We start from the raw sequence: 16548 nt of genomic DNA on the forward strand, positions 1-16548 counted from the left end.
TTTTAATCTAAGGAGTGAAAAAGTAATATGAAAGAATTTGAGGAAAGGTTTAGTGAATTGCAAGCTGATATGATATCTATATGCATGGAATATGTTGAAAATAGAGCTGATAAAGTATATGTGTACGCTTCATGTGAAGAAGATATGATTTCTAGTAGTTTCTTTTATTTCATTAACAATAAGTATGTAGAGTGTCACAAGGTTAATGATGCATTGGAAAATGGGAAAAAAAGATATGATGTATCTCCAGAACGAATGTTTCAGGTTCTACAAATTATAAGTGAAGATATTGAAGGAATTGAAATGTTATGCAAAGAATACGAAAAAGATATGCCAACTGAGATGAAATTAATATACGATACTAAGAGTGGTAAGTTTAAAGCTGAATATGAGTATGATTTAATCCATACAAATGATGATATAAAAACGGCGGATGATTTTGCTGATGAGTGGTTTGAGGAAGTGAAAAATAATAACCTTTAAAAAATCAAAATCAAAATCAAAATCAAAATTAAAATTAATAGATATATTTAAATTGAATTAATAACTCATGAAGGTTATAACATTCATTTGTAGAATAGAAATAACACCAAATTCCAGATAAAGTGCAATTGGTATGAACCACTTAGATGAGTCATATAGAATGGGATAACCAAGAAAAACTTGTTAGTCGGTATTATGTGCTAGGGGGAGCCCGGAAAATGGGTGTTCATTTTCCACAAGATTATATTGAATGTGTACTTGAAAATAATGGTGCAAGTGCGGAACCAGAAGCTTTTGATGTAAATGAAGTAGTGAGGTGATTTGGCTCGTTACTTTTTTATGATGAAAAACGCATAGAGAATATATTAAAGGTTTATGAAAATTATAAAGGAACGATTCCTAATCAGGTTATTCCTTTTGCAATTGATCCTTCAGGAAATTTGATCTGTTTTGGCTATAAAAATCATGAAGAAAATCCAATTGTCATCTATGGGGAGCATGAAGGCGCATGGGAGAAAAAAGTGTTAATAGAGGGTGAAGGGATTACAACAGAAGAAGCAGAGAAAGTTAGTGAGGGTTTCCTTTTTTATGGATTCAATCTTTAATAAAGGCTCTGTTAAGGGTAAATGTTGATATTTAAAACCTATCTGAAATCTTATTATTAAATACATCATAAATAGAGAGAGGAGGAATAACAATATGAATTTAGTAGAGCAATATGATACGTTATTAATTAATGCAGAAAGTCTTTTAAATACCTATGAGGATATTGTAAAGAATAAAGATTTTTATAAAGAAGGACAACGGGTAATTGGTATATGTAAAGAATGGATAACAAATAATGAAATTACTGCTGATGATATATACGAAACTGTTGATTCACAGGATGGATACGATATAGTAGAATTTGGTTGTTTGAAAGGTATAACCGAGGAAGAATCGTATATGTGGGCTTTATTAACGAATATAGTGTGTGTATTATGTAGTCTTGCCTATCAAATGGAAAATCAAAAATATGTGCCACAGGCTATCGAGTGCATTATAGAGGAGAGAATAGAACTATTTGTAATATTTATTAATCAAAATATGGGTGTACATGAGAACGTTAAAGAGTGTATCAAGTATTTTAATGAAAACTTAGGTTATTAATATAGCCTACTATCAGCATTGTTCTTTAACAAAGCCTTAATAAAAAAGTTAGTTTGATAGCAAAAAGTAATACCCTCAAAATAAAAAATACGTTATTCTTTCTGTAGAATCAATGGAGGAAAGTAAATGAATACAGAGAACTTGGAAAGTATTTATCAAAAAGTAGTTTTACAGTTAAACAGTATTATTCCAGAACCGTGGGAAAAAGTAATGGTATATTCAGAAGTTGATGAATATAGTGATTCGACGGTATTTTTCTACTATCCAAAAAATAAGCAGGAACCGATATACAATTTAGATATTGAAGATATGGAAGGGATTGATGAAGACGAGACTGATCGTCAATTAAATATTCTTGACAGTATCTTCAGAGCGTTATGGGAAGAATTTAAAAGAAATAAGCAGGAACCTTGGACCAATTTAACATTTGAGTTATACTCTACTGGTAAGTTTGATGTTGAATTTGATTATACTTTATTAGAGGAAGAAAATAATTATAATCATTATGAGAGATTACTTATATGGAAGTATAAAAAGTTAGGAGTTTCTCCTGATGAAAAGAGAGAAAGTGATCTGAAACTAATTAAAGAATATATTCATACACAAAAATAATCTCTACTAGGTTTATAGATATAAGGTGTTTGAAAATACATACTCCATGATAGCGGTCCTATCATAGGAAACCTCGTGCAATGATTGAGGAGAAAATAGGTGAGATGAAGTTTTAAAGACATAAAAAATGGCACGTATTGTTATAGTTACGAGTACAGTGACGCGTTTTATATTGAAAATAAAACAAGCATAGCCACGCCTAAGTTTAGCAAGGTGTTATGCTCGTTTTAGGTTTTAAGATTAAATAACTTTATTGCATTTTTACAATTTCGGGTAATACTCCGATAGTTAGGAAAGATTCTAATCTTCTTCCTCTTGAGCTAAAGATAAAGAGATATCATCACGTACAACAGACAGCTTCTTCTTTTCTCCATTTGGATACACAATACTCCATAACGCATATCCATTGTAACGATCTGTGTAATTTTCATCACCTTTAACATAATTTACTGCCGCAATGGCAGCAGCTGAAGGACTACTATATTCTTTCCCTTCAAAAAGGATTTTGCCACTTGTTAAGTCGATTTCTGCTTTTGTTATGGAACCTCCATAAGTAGCCTCTAGGTATTTTTCGTCTTCGTTTAGTCGTGAATATACCTCTTTCCAAGAAATGTTTGATTTACGAATCGGAGAAGACGTTTTTACCTTTCTTTCTTCAGGTGTCTCATTTTTCACTGCATCGAATATCTCATCTAATACGTCCTTATATTTATCATATATAGCTACACACAACTCATCGTTTACTCTTGCCATCGGTTTATTCACTCCTTTATAGACCATGCGAAGATTATGGATATATTCCTCTAAAATATTTTTATTTGCTGTTGTAATTTTTGGGTGATTCACACAAGGCAATATAACAAAATCATATAGCCCTTGATAATCAATTTGAATAAATTCGGGACATTTAGGTTTTATCGTGGCATCTGGAGACAAAAAGACCTTTAGTTCATACTGATACGATTCCTCCATCTGTTTTAAGATTTTCGTATAGGTTTCAGTCTGGTCTTTGTTTTCTCTTGCCAATACCTTATTTTCCACAATGATTCTCATCGAATCATTTGTCATATATAAATCAAATCGAGCCCGCAATTCCTGGTTTGTTTCTGGAATAACTACAGACTCGGCTACCTCAGTTGCCACTTCTAATTCCTCTAGTTTAAGTGATGGATCCGATTCGATTAAAGCAAAATTAAAACTGGTTTTCTTACTTGATATATTTTCCTCACTAATATAGTAGAGAAAACGCTTCAGTGGGAAAGTACCTAGATTCAATGAAGACATTGGCGAAAGTAACCAACTGATAAAAGAACTATGCATCGTTTCGCGGTGTCCAAAACCCAATAATTGAAACAAGCTTTCTTTTTCAAAAGATTCTTGTAAGCGCAAGAAATCAGGGTCGCTAATTAACTTATTCAATTGGGTTTTCAACTCTTTTTCATTTCTTATCATCTTTTAACCTCCAAATCTTAGTAGATATAAATATCGTAAACTAAAGTTACTGTAATAATCAAATTTTTTATAAAAATAATAAAAAATACGAAACTTTTCTCCAAGTGTATAATCAATATTTCCCCTGCTATTTGTAGGTAGTAAAACTCCATCTCAACATTCAGCTAGAGTAAAGAAGTGAGAGTCAGGCTGCTCGTAAAAGCTCGATTGGTAAGTAAAGGCTAATAATTGGTGTGGGATGAACAAAAACTTACTAACTAAAGTTTTACTTTATTTTAAACCTACAATCATCAAGTGGTTGATCGCTTTATGTCACAACAGATTATTGGTAAAACCTTATAATCAAAATTTAAAAAAAATTAAACAAAATGTTAAAGTATGTAATTATTTGTTTTATAATGGAATTGTATTTTGGTAAGAATATTTTAAATGTTTGTAATGTAAATCAAACAGGAGGTTGTAAATATGGGGAGGAAATATGTAATTAGGATTCTAGCTTTACTCTCTGTCATATCTCTTTTCTTTAACTTAATGTTACCAAAGGCTAGCGCAGAAATTGAAAAGATTCCATCATTGAAAACAACAGCTACAAACAAAGCTGATGGCGGAAAAGAGATGCATGCAAAGGAGTCTATCACGATCCAAGACAAAGTAGAGTACACTAACTTAGTTGTTGGTAAAGAGTACACTGTAAAAGGTAAACTAATGAACAAAGTTATTAACAAGCCATTATTAATTGATGGAAAAGAAGTAACAGCTGAGACTAAGTTTACAGCAAAAGAAACGAATGGTGTTGTAACATTAGACTTTCCTTTCGTTGGTGCAGAGCAGCAACGAAGAGAAGTGGTAGTGTTTGAAGAACTATATGAAGATGGTGTTTTAGTGGCAACTCATGCTGACATTAATGATGTAGGGCAAACGGTTCGATTTGTAGAACCAACAATCAAAACAACAGCTACAAATAAAGCGGATGGTGGAAAAGAGATGCATGCAAAAGATTCCATCACGATTCAAGATAAAGTAGAATACAAAGATTTGATCGTAGGGAAAGAATATGTTGTAAAAGGTAAACTAATGAACAAAGTTACGAACGAACCATTATTAATTGATGGAAAGGAAGTAATAGCTGAGACTAAGTTTACAGCAAAAGAAAAGAACGGTTTTGTAACATTAGACTTTCCTTTCGTTGGTGCAGAGCAGCAAGGAAGAGAAGTGGTAGTATTTGAAGAGGTATATCAAGACGGTGTTTTAGTGGCAATTCAATCTGACATTAACGATGTGGGGCAAACGGTTCGATTTGTAGAACCAACAATTAAAACAACAGCAACAAACAAAGCAGACGGTGGAAAAGAGATGCATGCAAAAGATTCCATCACGATCCAAGATAAAGTGGAATATAAAGATTTTATTGTAGGTAAAGAATATGTTGTAAAAGGTAAATTAATGAACAAAGTAATGAACAAACCATTATTAATAGATGGAAAGGAAGTAACAGCTGAGACTAAGTTTACAGCAAAAGAAAAGAACGGTTTTGTAACACTAGACTTTCCTTTCGTTGGTGCAGAACTACAAGGAAGAGAAGTAGTAGTGTATGAAGAGGTATATGAAGACGGTGTTTTAGTGGCAGTTCAATCTGACATTAACGATGTAGGGCAAACAGTTCGATTCGTAGAACCAACAATCAAAACAACAGCAACAAATAAAGCTGATGGTGGAAAAGAGATGTATGCAAACGAATCTGTCACGATTCAAGATAAAGTGGAATACAAAGACTTAATCATAGGAAAAGAATATGTAGCAAAAGGTAAACTAATGGATAAAGCAACAAAGAAACCTTTACTAGTTGATGGTAAAGAAGTAGCAGTAGAATCTAAATTTACTGCAAAAGAGAAGAATGGTTCTATCACACTTGATTTCACATTTAATGCTTCTAAACTACAAGGTAAAGAAGTAGTAGTATTTGAAAAACTATATCAAGATGATATCTTAGTAGCAATCAACGTTGATATTGAAGATGAGGGCCATACAGTGAAGTTCAAAGCGGAAAAATTAGGAAAACCGCAGCAGGAAAAGCCGCAATTAGAGCAACCTAAAACAGGAAAAACATCAAAAGCTGGAACATTACCAGCTACAGGTGGAAATACGTCCTTTATGTGGTTCTCAGTCGGAGCCGGTCTTTTGTTATTAACTCTTGGAGCAATATTATTTATGAAACGTAGAAATGCATAATAATTAAATAGTCTTTTAGACAGAAGATGTGGATAGGAAATATAGTCATAAAGAAGGGCTCTCTTTTGATTCGTTTTTTCAAAAGAGGGTCTTTTCTTAGTAACATGCTGGTTGGTAAACGAAATGTTACTAAGGAATATATGTATAGAACTAGATACAAGTAATAGTTGAGAAAAAAACATTGTTATTTTACTAATGGGCTTGATGTATGATTACAAAAATTAATGAAAAATGGCGTTGAAGCAGCATTTGACTTTAATCGAGAGAATACTTGTAAATAAAATAGAATTCAGCCTTTTTTCTAGTATAGGGGGGATAGTTTGTGGAAAAAGATGAAATTGCAAACTTATTAGACAGTATGTTAGATAAAGAATTAGAGGATTTAGATTCCCCTTCAGATAATGATTGGAGGGAACTGGAGAAAAAATTTGGATGTCAATTTCCTAAAGAATTTAAATGCTTTATTGAACTAATGTCTGAATATGTATTTCCAGGGGATATTTTAAATGTTTCTAGTGGTAAGACTAACGGAAATGATACTATTGAATTTATTTATGATTATGAAATGAAAGAAGGTTTTTGGAAAAACGAACTAATCCCTTTTTATAGTATAGGTAATGGAGATTACTTTTGTCTTCATTCAAAAGAGGGCCAGCAAACGGGAGTTTATTTTTATTTTCATGAAGAGAATTGTGTAACTAAGGAAGCGGATAATTTTGAAGAATGGTTAAATCAATTACCAATTTATTTGAATTAATAACTAAAGATAGATTTGTATTCTAGAAGTTAATTCTTTTATTAAACTATAAATTTTTTGAAACTCATCAATAAACTCTACTCAAAGTATGGAGGGAAATAAATGTCATTAGAAAAAAAGATATTTATTTTAAAAAGAATACGTTTTCTGGATCATGAAGATGATAGTATTGAGCTATTTGAGGAAATCTTAAATGAAATATTGCAAATGGCAGATAATAAAGTAATTATTGATTTGTGCAGTATATTTCATGATGAAATAGATGAACCTTCGATTGTTGGTGATTTAATTGAATCGATTTTTTATATAATCGAAAAAAATGGAGTTGAAGATGGTTTAAGTAAACTGATTGAAGGGATAAGCATTGTTTTGTCACAAGCTAAATATTGTGCTAAAAGATTCTATAGAAGTCTTCTAGCTTCAGATGATTTTATTATTCCATTTATTAATGTATTGAAGAAGGCTAAAACTACAAATAAAGAAGACGTTATTAAAATTTTGAAAGAAATAAGTGAGAAACAACCACAACAATATTTTGAAAAAGTTGATTTGATTTGTAAAGAGGTTATTTAATACTTTAATTATAAAATAACTCTAAAGTTTGCGTGTAGGATCATGAAAATAGCTTTAATATGTTTCATTAAAATATCAATCTAGATAAATCATATGGTTAATACTAGCTAGAGTGGCTTCGAAAAATATTTGAATAGCACGCCAAAAGCAATGGGCAATTTGAAACCAATCTTTGTAATGGGGCGTACTATTGAGGATTACTTTGTGTAATTCTAGCCTAGAAAAGGATTGAATATTTATTAGAAGGTGAAGTTATGTGGAGAGAGAAGATTAGTCATATATCCAAAATAAGAGAGAAACGAAATCGAAAACTCAATTTACCTATTAACGAAAAGGAGTTATCAAAATTTCGTAAATCTGTAGTAGAAAAATTTGGTGAAGATGTCCTGCCACAGCAGTACTATGAATTTTTACAAACAGTTAATGGAATTGAATTTAATGGATTAATAATATATGGGATTGATCAAAGTTTTTTAGATTTTAAGCCAATAAATCAGGTAGATAGTTTTTTTGATGCTAATGAAATATGGGAATCAATTAAAGACGAAGATGAACTGATTTTTTTCGGAGATTCAGATATAGCTTGGTATTGTTATAATGTTTCCAAAAAGAAATTTGTTGAACTAGACAAGCCTTCAGGCGAGCATATGGAAACTTTTTGCGATTTTGATACTATGCTTAAATCTGCTCTCTCAGCAGCACTTAGCTAAATGTATAGTAGTCAATGTCTAACTGTTTAATCTAGATGAAAATAGTGCAGGGGGATTCTATGGAAAGTAAGGGAAAAGCGATAAAAATCTATGATTTCATTAAAAAAGGGGATATAGAACAAGCGAAAGAGATCATTATTACTGATAAAAGTTTGCTTGATTTTGTAACGCCTTATGGAACGTGGCTACATGCTGCAGCTAGAGCTGGTGAACTGGATATGATAAAATTTCTTGTTGAATCTGGTATGGATATTAACCTTAATGAAGGTGTACCAAAGTCAGCGCCTATTGCACATGCAGCTAGTGAAGGTGAAATTGGTATTGTAGAGTACTTATTTGATAATGGTGCAATATTAGATGTTAGTGACCCAAATAGAAATCCTCTATTCTCAGCGATTTATGGTGGGCATCTTAATATTGTAAAGTATCTTGTTCAGAATGGTATTGATAGTACTGTAAAGTATACAGGGGATACTATGAAAGAGATGGGAGCTTACGAATTTGCTATTGAAAGAGGAGAAGTGGAAATTGCTGAATATTTAAAAATGTAAACTTGAGATGGAAGCCATATATTGATGTAATAGAAAAGTTGAAAACTAATGATCATATTAATTTAATTATCCAATTCATTTAAAAGGAGAAATTTATATGGACTATCAATCTGAGGTTAAGAGATTATATAGTTGTAGATTTTTAAAAAATCAATCGGAATGTGAAGAGTTTGACAGTGTATTAGAAAACTTAGCAGATTGTGATGATGAGAAGCTTATTAAAGAGTTGTGTATAGTATTTGAGGATGAAACACAAGAGGAAGAAGTTATGTTTGGTCTAGTTCATTTTATTGAAGATTTTGAAATGGGAAAATATCTAACAGAGATGCCTAGAGCTTTACCAAAAATGGTTGAGAGTGCAAAAGAGTGGGCAATGTTACTAAACAAAAGAATTTTAAATAGTGATTTATGTAGAAGTGAGTATGCTAAAGTACTTGTAGGAATGAATCATGATATACAACTAACGATAATTAATTTACTTAATGAAATTATTGCTGATAACCCTAAAAGATTTGAGAGGACTGCCAATGAGGTTCTTAGTCAATTACAAGGAGTTCATAAAAATAAATAAGAATTGTAGAACTACTGTATTATAGATAAAACTAAGAACACCCTAGCGAAGAGCTAGGGTGTTTGTGTTATATAGTTTCACCATATGCTTCCGAATTAGGAGCAGGAGTAATCAACGAACCTTTTGTAGCGTTTCTTATAATAGAATGAAAGTGTTTAACGCTTAAATATAGGAAGAAAAACAATTAAGCTTTTATTTTATTTAAAATGGTTACTCTATTAGTAGTGAATAATAAATAATTTTGTTTTACTGTCTTAATTAAAATACGATCAGTTGTACCATATGCTGTTCCAATTCGGATTGCGCTTTTTTCTTCAACACCAGCATATGTATTATCTTCCGTTACCTCAGTGATTTCACATAATGGAATATGAATTTTAGAGAATTGCCATGAAATAATTAGTTCATCTTTTGTTTTTTCAACATGAATACCTAACATATTACCAGAACCTTTCTATAATAAAATTTTACTCGTACTATGTTATTATACAAATTTATAAATTTTATTTCTATTTTTTTACAGAGAGTATACAATTAACAACGAGAAAATGTTCATTATTACTTTCATTCCTATTATAACGAATTCTACAATAGAAAACAGAACGTATATTTGGTATAATCGAAATATACTATATGAAACGATGTACATGAGTTTGAGATTTATGAAAAAAGGTAAATACATAATAATACATACGCTATAGGATTCAGTTCATGTTATACAAATCAATCGTTAGAAAGGAAAAGAAGTATGAATCAAATTTCATTCGAAGATTTATTTGAAGAAGAAAACAAACGAGAAAAGGTGGAGGTAGCTGAGATTCCCGTACCTTTATCGCCCTTACAAAAGGATATTTTAGAATTAATTAATTCTGAAGAAATAAGTGCACTTGAGTTATGCGAACAATTAATACGAGCTGGTAAAATATCAGATGAGAGATTCACAACGAATAAGCCTAAAGCATACGGGCAAGTATGCTTACTGTTAGAAGGTTTTGTTAAAGAAGAAAAGCTTATTTTTGTCAAAAGTGATGAGAAAAGAGATAGAGTATATAAATTGAAAGACGAAGATTCTAACGAATAAAATGTATAAAGTATAGTAATGAAATAAGGAAGTCCTCATATTTGTGTTGAAAGATTATTTTCACATAAGCGTGGGGATTTTTTTGAGGGAGGATGTATGAAAGATTGGGAGTATAATGAATTATTTCATGCAATCCGGGAGGCGTATGAAGAGTTATTAGATGAAGAGAGAGGGTATCGATATGCTATAGCAAAGCTAGCGGATGAATTTGATAATGTAGGAAAGATTGAAGATGTTATCGTTGATATTGCCATAGGAGAAATAGCAGTCAATCATCATATGGTTTTTGTTGGGCGTGTTAAAGGTATAACAAAGAGGCTAAGTATGTTTAATCTTCAAGAGGCAGAAGGTGAATTGACAGTAGAGGAAATAAAAGATTTATCGATAAAAATAAATAATGTAATAGAAGAATTAAAAAATGTAAAGAGTGATTATAAATCTTTGGTTGAATAATTCATGTTTCTGCAAATGTAAGAGACATAGCTAAACAAGAGAATAGAAATCGCTGCATACATAAAACGTAAGATGGATGAGAGATAATAAAGGTTGGAAAAAGAATAAGACTAAAATAAAGAAATTAATAGTCATATGGTTATCAAAAATAAAAAAATTTATCTTATAGATAGTAAAATGGTTATTACTATATTACAAATAACCAACTTTTGGTTTATTTTTTATAGGAAAACAAAAGAGTAATCGTAAAGACTACTCTTTGATTTTTTTCTTTTCTTCCTTTTCAATTTCGGATACGGATTTTTCAGGGTCTTTTATAAGGTTTCCTAATTCCCCGGAACAGTCAAATTTATCTTCGAAATTTTCAGTAGTACTAATACGAGCTACAAAATCTAATTGTTGGTCATTATTTATATACCCTTTTAGTCTAGGTATGCCCATAGGACTAGTTTCGTGTTCTGTAAATGTAATAGATTTAACATCTTTAACATTATAATGAATATATTTTGCTACTCTTGTTTCTTGTACTTTCCAAAACTTTTCCTCTTCTTCTTTATGTTTTAAGTATTCCAAAGTAAAAAATCCTCCTGCCATGAGTAACAAAGCAGATACGCCCAAAATAACTACTTTCTTCATTGGAAATCTCCTTATGAAAAACTTACGATTGCATTCTTCTTAAAATGGGGTAGGGAAGACAAGAGTAGTGCAGAGACTATTCTTATTTCTTTTCTTTCTCTTCCTTTTCAATTTCGGATACTGATTTTTTCGGTTTTTTAACATAGTTATCGTATAGTTCTCCAGAACATCCAAAATGATCTTCAAAATTCTCTGTGGTACTAATACTTGCTACAAACCATAATTCTTGATCACCATTTATATATCCTTTTATAGTAGGGATTCCCATCGGGTTCACCTCATGTTTTGTAAACGTAGTAGATTTCACATCTTTAATATTATAATGAATATATTTTTCTACCCTTGTTTCTTGTGTTTTCCAAAACTTTTCTTCTTTTTCTTTATGTTTTAAGTATTCCATTGAAAAAAAACTCCTGCTATAATACAAATAATGGATAAAATCATTACTTTCTTCATAAAAAATCCCCTTATAAAAAACTTACCATTGCACTCTTCTTAAAATAGGATACAGAAAATAAGAGTAGTGCAAAGACTACTCTTGATGTTTTTCTTTCTCCTCCTTTTCAATTTCGGATACCGATTTTTCAGGGTCTTTTATCAGTTTTCCTAATTTCCCAGAACGCGTAAATTGGCCTTCAAAGTTTTCAGTTGTACTTATACGAGCTATGAAATCTAATTCTTTATTATTATTTATATAGCCTTTTAATCTAGGGACTCCCATAGGACTTACACTCTTTTCTGTAAACGTAATCGATTTTACATCCTGAATATTATAACGAATATACTTTTCTACCCTTGCTTCTTGTACTTTCCAAAACTTTGCCTCTTCTTCTTTTTGTTTTAAGTATTCCATTGTAAAATACCCTCCTGCTATAATACAAATAATGGATAAAATAATTACCGTTTTTTTCTTCATAGAAAATCCCCTTGTATTTAAATATAGTTAAAATATACCATGAAACGAGTTGAAACATATGGGTGAATTTAAAAAGAATCCAATTGCGACAGATGAAAATTATTTCGAACTAGCAGATCAAGTTTATGATGACCAAGTTTTAGAAAAAGGTAAAGAAATAAAAATGGCAGATGGTAAAAAGTGGGTAGTTATAGAATCAATTGATGCAGATTGTCAAAAAGTAAAAAATGGATTAGAAGCTATCGCAGTAGTACCAGCAGACAAATATGATGAAAATGCAACACATTATGATGATATAATCCTAGCATTTCGTGGAACAGAGCCTACGCAATTAGCAGATTTCGAAACAGATATCGATCAGATTACGTTTGGAATTAAAACACATTCTAAAGTAATTACTCCAAGTAACAGTCAAACTATAAAACCTGATTCTGAAACATCATTTGATACTGGATTAAAATGGGCAAAAAATGACATCGTAGCAAAATATAACCCTTCTTCTCTTCATACTACTGGACATAGTAAAGGTGGTGCAGAAGCGGACCTTATCGCTGCAGAATTAGATTGTTATGCAACTACATGGGCTGCACCGAATCCCTATGGTGTACTAAGTCCTGAAGCAAAAAAACGAGTAAATGAAGGAAAAATGGAAAATAAAGCAACTGATTATACACATGAAAATGACCCGATTGGTAACCACACTCAATTCGGTGCACCTCTAATTGGTAAGCAATACACAGTGAGACAGAACGATACAAAACAAGGACTTTTTACACGTTTAACTATGGACGGACACGGCAGAGATACATTTATGGGATCCTTTCATTCAAATGGAAGTCCCCTATTAAAATTAGAACCTGAAGATATTATAAGACAAGCACAAAAAATTCAAATGCTCAGTAATCGATTATCAGATATAGCAAAAAATATAGAAGAGTTTCAAAGAAGAGAAGCTGAAGCGGTTCAAAAGTTGAAAAGTCAATTAAAATATGAAACAGGGCCAGGTGGGAAATATCATCTATTAGAAGCCTATGAAATAGATGAAGCCATCTCACGAATTGCCAAAACGAAAGAAGGTGGAAATGACTATTTTCACGATGTATACATGGCAGAAGAATTAATTCATCTTTTAAGAAAAGAACAAAAAAGTTTAAGTAGATTTGGGGACGAAATTAGTGATGCAGCAAATTCACTTAGGGATAAAGATAATCAATTAGCGGGGAATTTTCAGTTTAGATAAGGAGAGAATTATATGATGGATTTTATGGAGGAAATTAAAAAGATAGAAAAGCAAATCGAAAGTGTTACAGGAGATTTAGCAGATCAGGTTGTTGAGGAGTTACAAGCTGCTAAAAAACAGATTGAAAGAGAAATGCAGCGTATGATGTTAAAAACAGAAGTAGGGTTTAAATCAATAGACATTATAAAAGAAGATACATATGCTCTTCAAAAAAACATAGGGGCATTTCATGAATTACAAACAAGTCTAAGAGATATAGCAGCAGAATTAGAGAAAAGTTTTGAAAGTAAAACTGGCAGTAAAATCAATGAAGAATTAAAGAAATATGAAAAACAAATTAACAACAACATTTTTAATGAACATGTTCACTTAGCAAACAGTTGTGGGAAAAAATAAGAGAAGAGGAAAAACTAAAGATAGTTTCTATTACTTTAATTTACTGAAAGAGATGCACTATGTAAATGTGAGGTTTGAATTGAACAGAAAAGTATGTCTAGTGATAAGTTATATGAATGAATAGATAATACAAATTGTATAGAAATATAGGAGTTCGTTGAAGGTGAGAGTGAATTAAGGGAAAAGGCTAAAGAAGGAAATAGATGTATTCATAGGAAGGATGCAGTTATGAATCAAAAAAAGTTAGAAATGGCTTTTAAAAGATATAGCAAAAATTTTGTGGATGGAATCAAATTTGAAGATGTTAAAGATAAGTATAATGTCAGTAAAAATAAGATTGAGAAAATTGTTGAGCAAAATGAAACAGAGAAAGATCACATCTTATTAATAAATTTAAGCAAAATTTTCTCATATCACTTGTCACTATGGAAAAACGATGTATTGATAAGCGGTGGAAACAATGTAGAAGGATTAAAGAACATGCAGAAAGTCTTATTTTACCAGTGCATGGGACAAGATCTTTATAAAATCAGATATCCAAAGATGATTTTGGGGTATACGTTTAGAGAAGTCGTCCTCACATTAGTTCATTTTGCAATGTATGGATGGGAGAAAGAAGAAAATATATTATATGATTTTATGGTTCATCACTTCGGTGAACATTTAATAGATGCCAATGAAGAGGATAGACATATTTGGTTTTTGCTAGAGCTGTACTTGCAGTATAAAAATAAAACCATCATGGGAACGAATAAAAAATTGCATCTAGCTGTGAAAAATAAGTTTAAGGAAGCTGAACTGCGATGCGGCTCAATCCCTGAAGACCTGAATATTTATGATGAAGTGCTGGAACGTTGGTCGACTGGTGATTTAGAAGAAATAGAACATCTAATTTCGATAATGTCACAGTATCATTCTGCATTAGTTTCTGAAATCGGACAACTAGGTGAATTTGGCGATTTCAGATACGGGTTTTATCCTGTTGAAATCTTATTTTTAATTCATGTAAGGAAACAACTAGGGTTGCCAGTACCTACTCAAATCGATAATTTTCTGATGAATACTCCAGAAACTAGAATGGTATTTGGGGAACATGAGTCATATCCTGAATGGGATCCCGTACTTCAGATGATTGATCAATTTTATCGTAAAAACTATCCGGAATATATTCCTAACAAGCATGGAGAATTATTTTAATAAAAAAGGAGGAAGCTAAGATGCCTGATCAAGGGATAGCGCAGATTATATTTCCTGATAGCGAGGGTTTGGAAACATTTTTGAAGGAACAAGGAGGTTATGACTTACATGAAGACCTATTAAAATATGGATTGACAACGAAACAGTTTTTATACGTTGACTATAAAGGTGAGCAATACCAAGAAATTGTCAATTTTATTCTCGATTACGAATTTGCCCACCAAATTGAATTAGCAACACAAGAAGAACTTGAGAGATTAGAAGCATTTAATTATAAATTTTTACCCGATAAGATCAAGATGGCCAACAAAATACTGTCACCAAAGGGGTATGGACTATTTTCATATCCTAATTCGGGCGATTTTTTCGCATTATTCATTGCGAAAATAGAGGATATAATAAAGTTTCTGCAAGAAGAAGTGCTGTTTGATGATAGAATCCCTTTCCAAGAAAGGTGCATTAAGTACTATAAATAAACTTAAGATAATGCAGTTTTGAAAGAGACACGACATTATCCCTATGATATAGTACGTTATCAAGAAGAGTAAATGTAAGAATCTACAGTGATATATTTTTAGACTGTAGTTTTTTTATTTGTGCGTAATTAATACATACTGTGCAAAATGAAAAATAACTAAGGGGATCTGTTAGTTCATTAGGCGATTGAGTAGTGAATTTAAAAATCAGAAAAAATATGTGAAAATAACAGAAAATATGTAGTTAAATGTTAAAATTATATATTGAAGGGAGAATTTACATGAAACCTGATTTTTTCTTTATTACAATGTATCCAACAGTATCTTTTAATGAAGAAGAGATACTGGGGCGTCTTTTGGATGTATTTGAGTCAAATGAGAAATTTACTCCTACTCATTGGGGGAACTGTGAAACAGTGAAGGTAGAATATAACCGTCAGGAAATTTTAGAAAAAGTAATTTCAGAGCGTAGAGTATCTGAAGTTCACTTGTATCGTGATAAGTCTGTGAACTACACAGGAAGTTTTCAAGTTAACTGGAGTCATCGTTCGTTTTTAAACTTTGAGTTTCATAAGTCGATACCTAAAAAATTATGGTCTGCTTTTTTTGAGTTATCTGATCAAATCGCAGAAATCGCGAAACCTCGTATTGGAGTAACTCAAATTTTTTGGCCATTGTCCTATCCATGGAATACCGAACGCGAGCGCTTACAAATGTGGATGGAAATATCTTCTCAACTCATACCAGTTAGGTTTCTTCCGAATGGTCCATTAGGATTAGGAGCTAGAACATATTTGAGTGGTCATATTTTAGACATGTTTGATAAAGAATTATTATTAAATAGCCCAGGGGTGGTATCAGAACTGAATTGGGGTGGAACTTGCATAGATCTTTTACACAACCCTTTAGAATCTGATATGGATTTGTTGCTTGATAGTTGGCTATCTGCAATGAAATATTTAGAACCAGCTCAAGTAATGGCTCTACCAAGCTTTGATGAGGATCGGATGGGAGTATCTTTTTCTCCGAATGTTGCCTGGAAGGATTATTTAACAAGATAAATGAA

The 16548-nt window shown here is 31.6% G+C and carries 20 protein-coding genes and 2 pseudogenes; 17 read left to right on the forward strand and 5 right to left on the reverse strand.

The genetic code is table 11. The features are described from left to right. The first annotated feature begins 27 nt into the window (after nucleotides 1–27). The 4 genes and pseudogenes from QEP67_RS11280 (at nucleotide 28) to QEP67_RS11295 (ending at nucleotide 2244) form a co-directional block, all read left to right on the forward strand. On the forward strand, nucleotides 28–483 hold the full coding sequence (locus tag QEP67_RS11280; protein ID WP_000657444.1) for an immunity protein YezG family protein: 456 nt from the start codon (nucleotides 28–30) through the stop codon (nucleotides 481–483). 146 nt (nucleotides 484–629) lie between these two features. After that, a pseudogene (locus tag QEP67_RS11285) lies at nucleotides 630–1088 on the forward strand (SMI1/KNR4 family protein). A gap of 94 nt (nucleotides 1089–1182) precedes the next feature. Continuing rightward, nucleotides 1183–1632: an Imm6 family immunity protein gene (locus QEP67_RS11290; protein ID WP_001054912.1), complete on the forward strand. Its 450-nt coding sequence runs from the start codon at nucleotides 1183–1185 to the stop codon at nucleotides 1630–1632. Nucleotides 1633–1758: 126 nt separating this feature from the next. Next, nucleotides 1759–2244 carry an immunity protein YezG family protein gene (locus tag QEP67_RS11295; protein WP_001091056.1) on the forward strand — a complete coding sequence of 162 codons (486 nt, stop codon included), beginning with the start codon at nucleotides 1759–1761 and terminating at the stop codon, nucleotides 2242–2244. A 300-nt stretch (nucleotides 2245–2544) separates the two neighbouring features. Here QEP67_RS11295 and QEP67_RS11300 read toward each other — a convergent pair whose 3' ends face one another. Next, nucleotides 2545–3696, reverse strand: coding sequence for a PD-(D/E)XK nuclease family protein (locus tag QEP67_RS11300; protein WP_000620679.1), 1152 nt, complete (start codon nucleotides 3694–3696; stop codon nucleotides 2545–2547). A 465-nt stretch (nucleotides 3697–4161) separates the two neighbouring features. Between QEP67_RS11300 and QEP67_RS11305 the strand changes: the two genes are divergently transcribed. The 6 genes from QEP67_RS11305 (at nucleotide 4162) to QEP67_RS11330 (ending at nucleotide 9087) form a co-directional block, all read left to right on the forward strand. Further along, entirely contained in the window at nucleotides 4162–5925 is a 1764-nt protein-coding gene (locus QEP67_RS11305) for a VaFE repeat-containing surface-anchored protein (protein ID WP_000532979.1), read from the forward strand. A 322-nt stretch (nucleotides 5926–6247) separates the two neighbouring features. Beyond that, entirely contained in the window at nucleotides 6248–6682 is a 435-nt protein-coding gene (locus QEP67_RS11310; RefSeq protein ID WP_000409723.1) for an SMI1/KNR4 family protein, read from the forward strand. 102 nt (nucleotides 6683–6784) lie between these two features. Further along, nucleotides 6785–7255 carry an Imm30 family immunity protein gene (locus QEP67_RS11315; protein WP_000051083.1) on the forward strand — a complete coding sequence of 157 codons (471 nt, stop codon included), beginning with the start codon at nucleotides 6785–6787 and terminating at the stop codon, nucleotides 7253–7255. A gap of 254 nt (nucleotides 7256–7509) precedes the next feature. Continuing rightward, nucleotides 7510–7965 (forward strand): YrhA family protein, encoded by a 456-nt coding sequence (locus QEP67_RS11320; RefSeq protein WP_000267973.1) that lies wholly within the window; start codon nucleotides 7510–7512, stop codon nucleotides 7963–7965. Nucleotides 7966–8024: 59 nt separating this feature from the next. Beyond that, nucleotides 8025–8516, forward strand: coding sequence for an ankyrin repeat domain-containing protein (locus QEP67_RS11325; RefSeq protein ID WP_000444063.1), 492 nt, complete (start codon nucleotides 8025–8027; stop codon nucleotides 8514–8516). 97 nt (nucleotides 8517–8613) lie between these two features. Continuing rightward, a complete protein-coding gene (locus tag QEP67_RS11330) occupies nucleotides 8614–9087 on the forward strand; it encodes an Imm30 family immunity protein (protein ID WP_000386363.1) in 474 nt (157 codons plus the stop codon). A 184-nt stretch (nucleotides 9088–9271) separates the two neighbouring features. Here QEP67_RS11330 and QEP67_RS11335 read toward each other — a convergent pair whose 3' ends face one another. Then, entirely contained in the window at nucleotides 9272–9526 is a 255-nt protein-coding gene (locus tag QEP67_RS11335) for a hypothetical protein (RefSeq protein ID WP_000900620.1), read from the reverse strand. A 309-nt stretch (nucleotides 9527–9835) separates the two neighbouring features. Between QEP67_RS11335 and QEP67_RS11340 the strand changes: the two genes are divergently transcribed. Together QEP67_RS11340 and QEP67_RS11345 are read left to right on the forward strand one after the other, a co-directional pair. Continuing rightward, the gene (locus QEP67_RS11340) at nucleotides 9836–10168 is read left to right on the forward strand and encodes a DUF3895 domain-containing protein (RefSeq protein ID WP_016087139.1); all 333 of its coding nucleotides are present in this window, start codon (nucleotides 9836–9838) and stop codon (nucleotides 10166–10168) included. Between the two features lie 96 nt (nucleotides 10169–10264). Further along, nucleotides 10265–10621 carry an Imm3 family immunity protein gene (locus QEP67_RS11345; protein WP_064459891.1) on the forward strand — a complete coding sequence of 119 codons (357 nt, stop codon included), beginning with the start codon at nucleotides 10265–10267 and terminating at the stop codon, nucleotides 10619–10621. 252 nt (nucleotides 10622–10873) lie between these two features. On the opposite strand, the gene QEP67_RS11350 is transcribed toward QEP67_RS11345, so the two are convergent. From QEP67_RS11350 to QEP67_RS11360, 3 genes and pseudogenes are all read right to left on the reverse strand, one after another. Next, entirely contained in the window at nucleotides 10874–11257 is a 384-nt protein-coding gene (locus tag QEP67_RS11350) for a DUF1433 domain-containing protein (protein ID WP_000758183.1), read from the reverse strand. An 82-nt stretch (nucleotides 11258–11339) separates the two neighbouring features. Beyond that, nucleotides 11340–11713 (reverse strand): annotated as a pseudogene (locus QEP67_RS11355) (DUF1433 domain-containing protein). 76 nt (nucleotides 11714–11789) lie between these two features. After that, the gene (locus tag QEP67_RS11360; RefSeq protein ID WP_046957991.1) at nucleotides 11790–12173 is read right to left on the reverse strand and encodes a DUF1433 domain-containing protein; all 384 of its coding nucleotides are present in this window, start codon (nucleotides 12171–12173) and stop codon (nucleotides 11790–11792) included. Nucleotides 12174–12231: 58 nt separating this feature from the next. Between QEP67_RS11360 and QEP67_RS11365 the strand changes: the two genes are divergently transcribed. The 5 genes from QEP67_RS11365 (at nucleotide 12232) to QEP67_RS11385 (ending at nucleotide 16543) form a co-directional block, all read left to right on the forward strand. Next, the gene (locus QEP67_RS11365; protein ID WP_060487697.1) at nucleotides 12232–13413 is read left to right on the forward strand and encodes a cytoplasmic protein; all 1182 of its coding nucleotides are present in this window, start codon (nucleotides 12232–12234) and stop codon (nucleotides 13411–13413) included. Between the two features lie 12 nt (nucleotides 13414–13425). Further along, the gene (locus QEP67_RS11370) at nucleotides 13426–13809 is read left to right on the forward strand and encodes a hypothetical protein (protein WP_064057234.1); all 384 of its coding nucleotides are present in this window, start codon (nucleotides 13426–13428) and stop codon (nucleotides 13807–13809) included. 228 nt (nucleotides 13810–14037) lie between these two features. After that, on the forward strand, nucleotides 14038–15006 hold the full coding sequence (locus tag QEP67_RS11375) for a hypothetical protein (protein ID WP_064459889.1): 969 nt from the start codon (nucleotides 14038–14040) through the stop codon (nucleotides 15004–15006). A gap of 20 nt (nucleotides 15007–15026) precedes the next feature. Beyond that, complete coding sequence (locus QEP67_RS11380; RefSeq protein ID WP_048566048.1) at nucleotides 15027–15482, forward strand: hypothetical protein; 456 nt, start codon at nucleotides 15027–15029, stop codon at nucleotides 15480–15482. A 281-nt stretch (nucleotides 15483–15763) separates the two neighbouring features. After that, complete coding sequence (locus tag QEP67_RS11385) at nucleotides 15764–16543, forward strand: hypothetical protein (RefSeq protein ID WP_048566049.1); 780 nt, start codon at nucleotides 15764–15766, stop codon at nucleotides 16541–16543. The last annotated feature ends 5 nt before the right edge of the window (nucleotides 16544–16548 follow it).

The organism is Bacillus cereus group sp. MS39 (assembly GCF_040448665.1).
Classification (GTDB): Bacteria; Bacillota; Bacilli; order Bacillales; family Bacillaceae_G; genus Bacillus_A; species Bacillus_A wiedmannii.

What these genes read in the sequence shown, in the direction of transcription:
- QEP67_RS11280 (WP_000657444.1), top strand. Translation starts at nt 28, where the DNA reads ATGAAAGAATTTGAGGAAAGGTTTAGTGAATTGCAAGCTGATATGATA.
- QEP67_RS11290 (WP_001054912.1), top strand. Translation starts at nt 1,183, where the DNA reads ATGAATTTAGTAGAGCAATATGATACGTTATTAATTAATGCAGAAAGT.
- QEP67_RS11295 (WP_001091056.1), top strand. Translation starts at nt 1,759, where the DNA reads ATGAATACAGAGAACTTGGAAAGTATTTATCAAAAAGTAGTTTTACAG.
- QEP67_RS11300 (WP_000620679.1), bottom strand. Translation starts at nt 3,696, where the DNA reads ATGATAAGAAATGAAAAAGAGTTGAAAACCCAATTGAATAAGTTAATT.
- QEP67_RS11305 (WP_000532979.1), top strand. Translation starts at nt 4,162, where the DNA reads ATGGGGAGGAAATATGTAATTAGGATTCTAGCTTTACTCTCTGTCATA.
- QEP67_RS11315 (WP_000051083.1), top strand. Translation starts at nt 6,785, where the DNA reads ATGTCATTAGAAAAAAAGATATTTATTTTAAAAAGAATACGTTTTCTG.
- QEP67_RS11320 (WP_000267973.1), top strand. Translation starts at nt 7,510, where the DNA reads ATGTGGAGAGAGAAGATTAGTCATATATCCAAAATAAGAGAGAAACGA.
- QEP67_RS11325 (WP_000444063.1), top strand. Translation starts at nt 8,025, where the DNA reads ATGGAAAGTAAGGGAAAAGCGATAAAAATCTATGATTTCATTAAAAAA.
- QEP67_RS11330 (WP_000386363.1), top strand. Translation starts at nt 8,614, where the DNA reads ATGGACTATCAATCTGAGGTTAAGAGATTATATAGTTGTAGATTTTTA.
- QEP67_RS11335 (WP_000900620.1), bottom strand. Translation starts at nt 9,526, where the DNA reads ATGTTAGGTATTCATGTTGAAAAAACAAAAGATGAACTAATTATTTCA.
- QEP67_RS11340 (WP_016087139.1), top strand. Translation starts at nt 9,836, where the DNA reads ATGAATCAAATTTCATTCGAAGATTTATTTGAAGAAGAAAACAAACGA.
- QEP67_RS11345 (WP_064459891.1), top strand. Translation starts at nt 10,265, where the DNA reads ATGAAAGATTGGGAGTATAATGAATTATTTCATGCAATCCGGGAGGCG.
- QEP67_RS11350 (WP_000758183.1), bottom strand. Translation starts at nt 11,257, where the DNA reads ATGAAGAAAGTAGTTATTTTGGGCGTATCTGCTTTGTTACTCATGGCA.
- QEP67_RS11360 (WP_046957991.1), bottom strand. Translation starts at nt 12,173, where the DNA reads ATGAAGAAAAAAACGGTAATTATTTTATCCATTATTTGTATTATAGCA.
- QEP67_RS11365 (WP_060487697.1), top strand. Translation starts at nt 12,232, where the DNA reads ATGGGTGAATTTAAAAAGAATCCAATTGCGACAGATGAAAATTATTTC.
- QEP67_RS11370 (WP_064057234.1), top strand. Translation starts at nt 13,426, where the DNA reads ATGATGGATTTTATGGAGGAAATTAAAAAGATAGAAAAGCAAATCGAA.
- QEP67_RS11375 (WP_064459889.1), top strand. Translation starts at nt 14,038, where the DNA reads ATGAATCAAAAAAAGTTAGAAATGGCTTTTAAAAGATATAGCAAAAAT.
- QEP67_RS11380 (WP_048566048.1), top strand. Translation starts at nt 15,027, where the DNA reads ATGCCTGATCAAGGGATAGCGCAGATTATATTTCCTGATAGCGAGGGT.
- QEP67_RS11385 (WP_048566049.1), top strand. Translation starts at nt 15,764, where the DNA reads ATGAAACCTGATTTTTTCTTTATTACAATGTATCCAACAGTATCTTTT.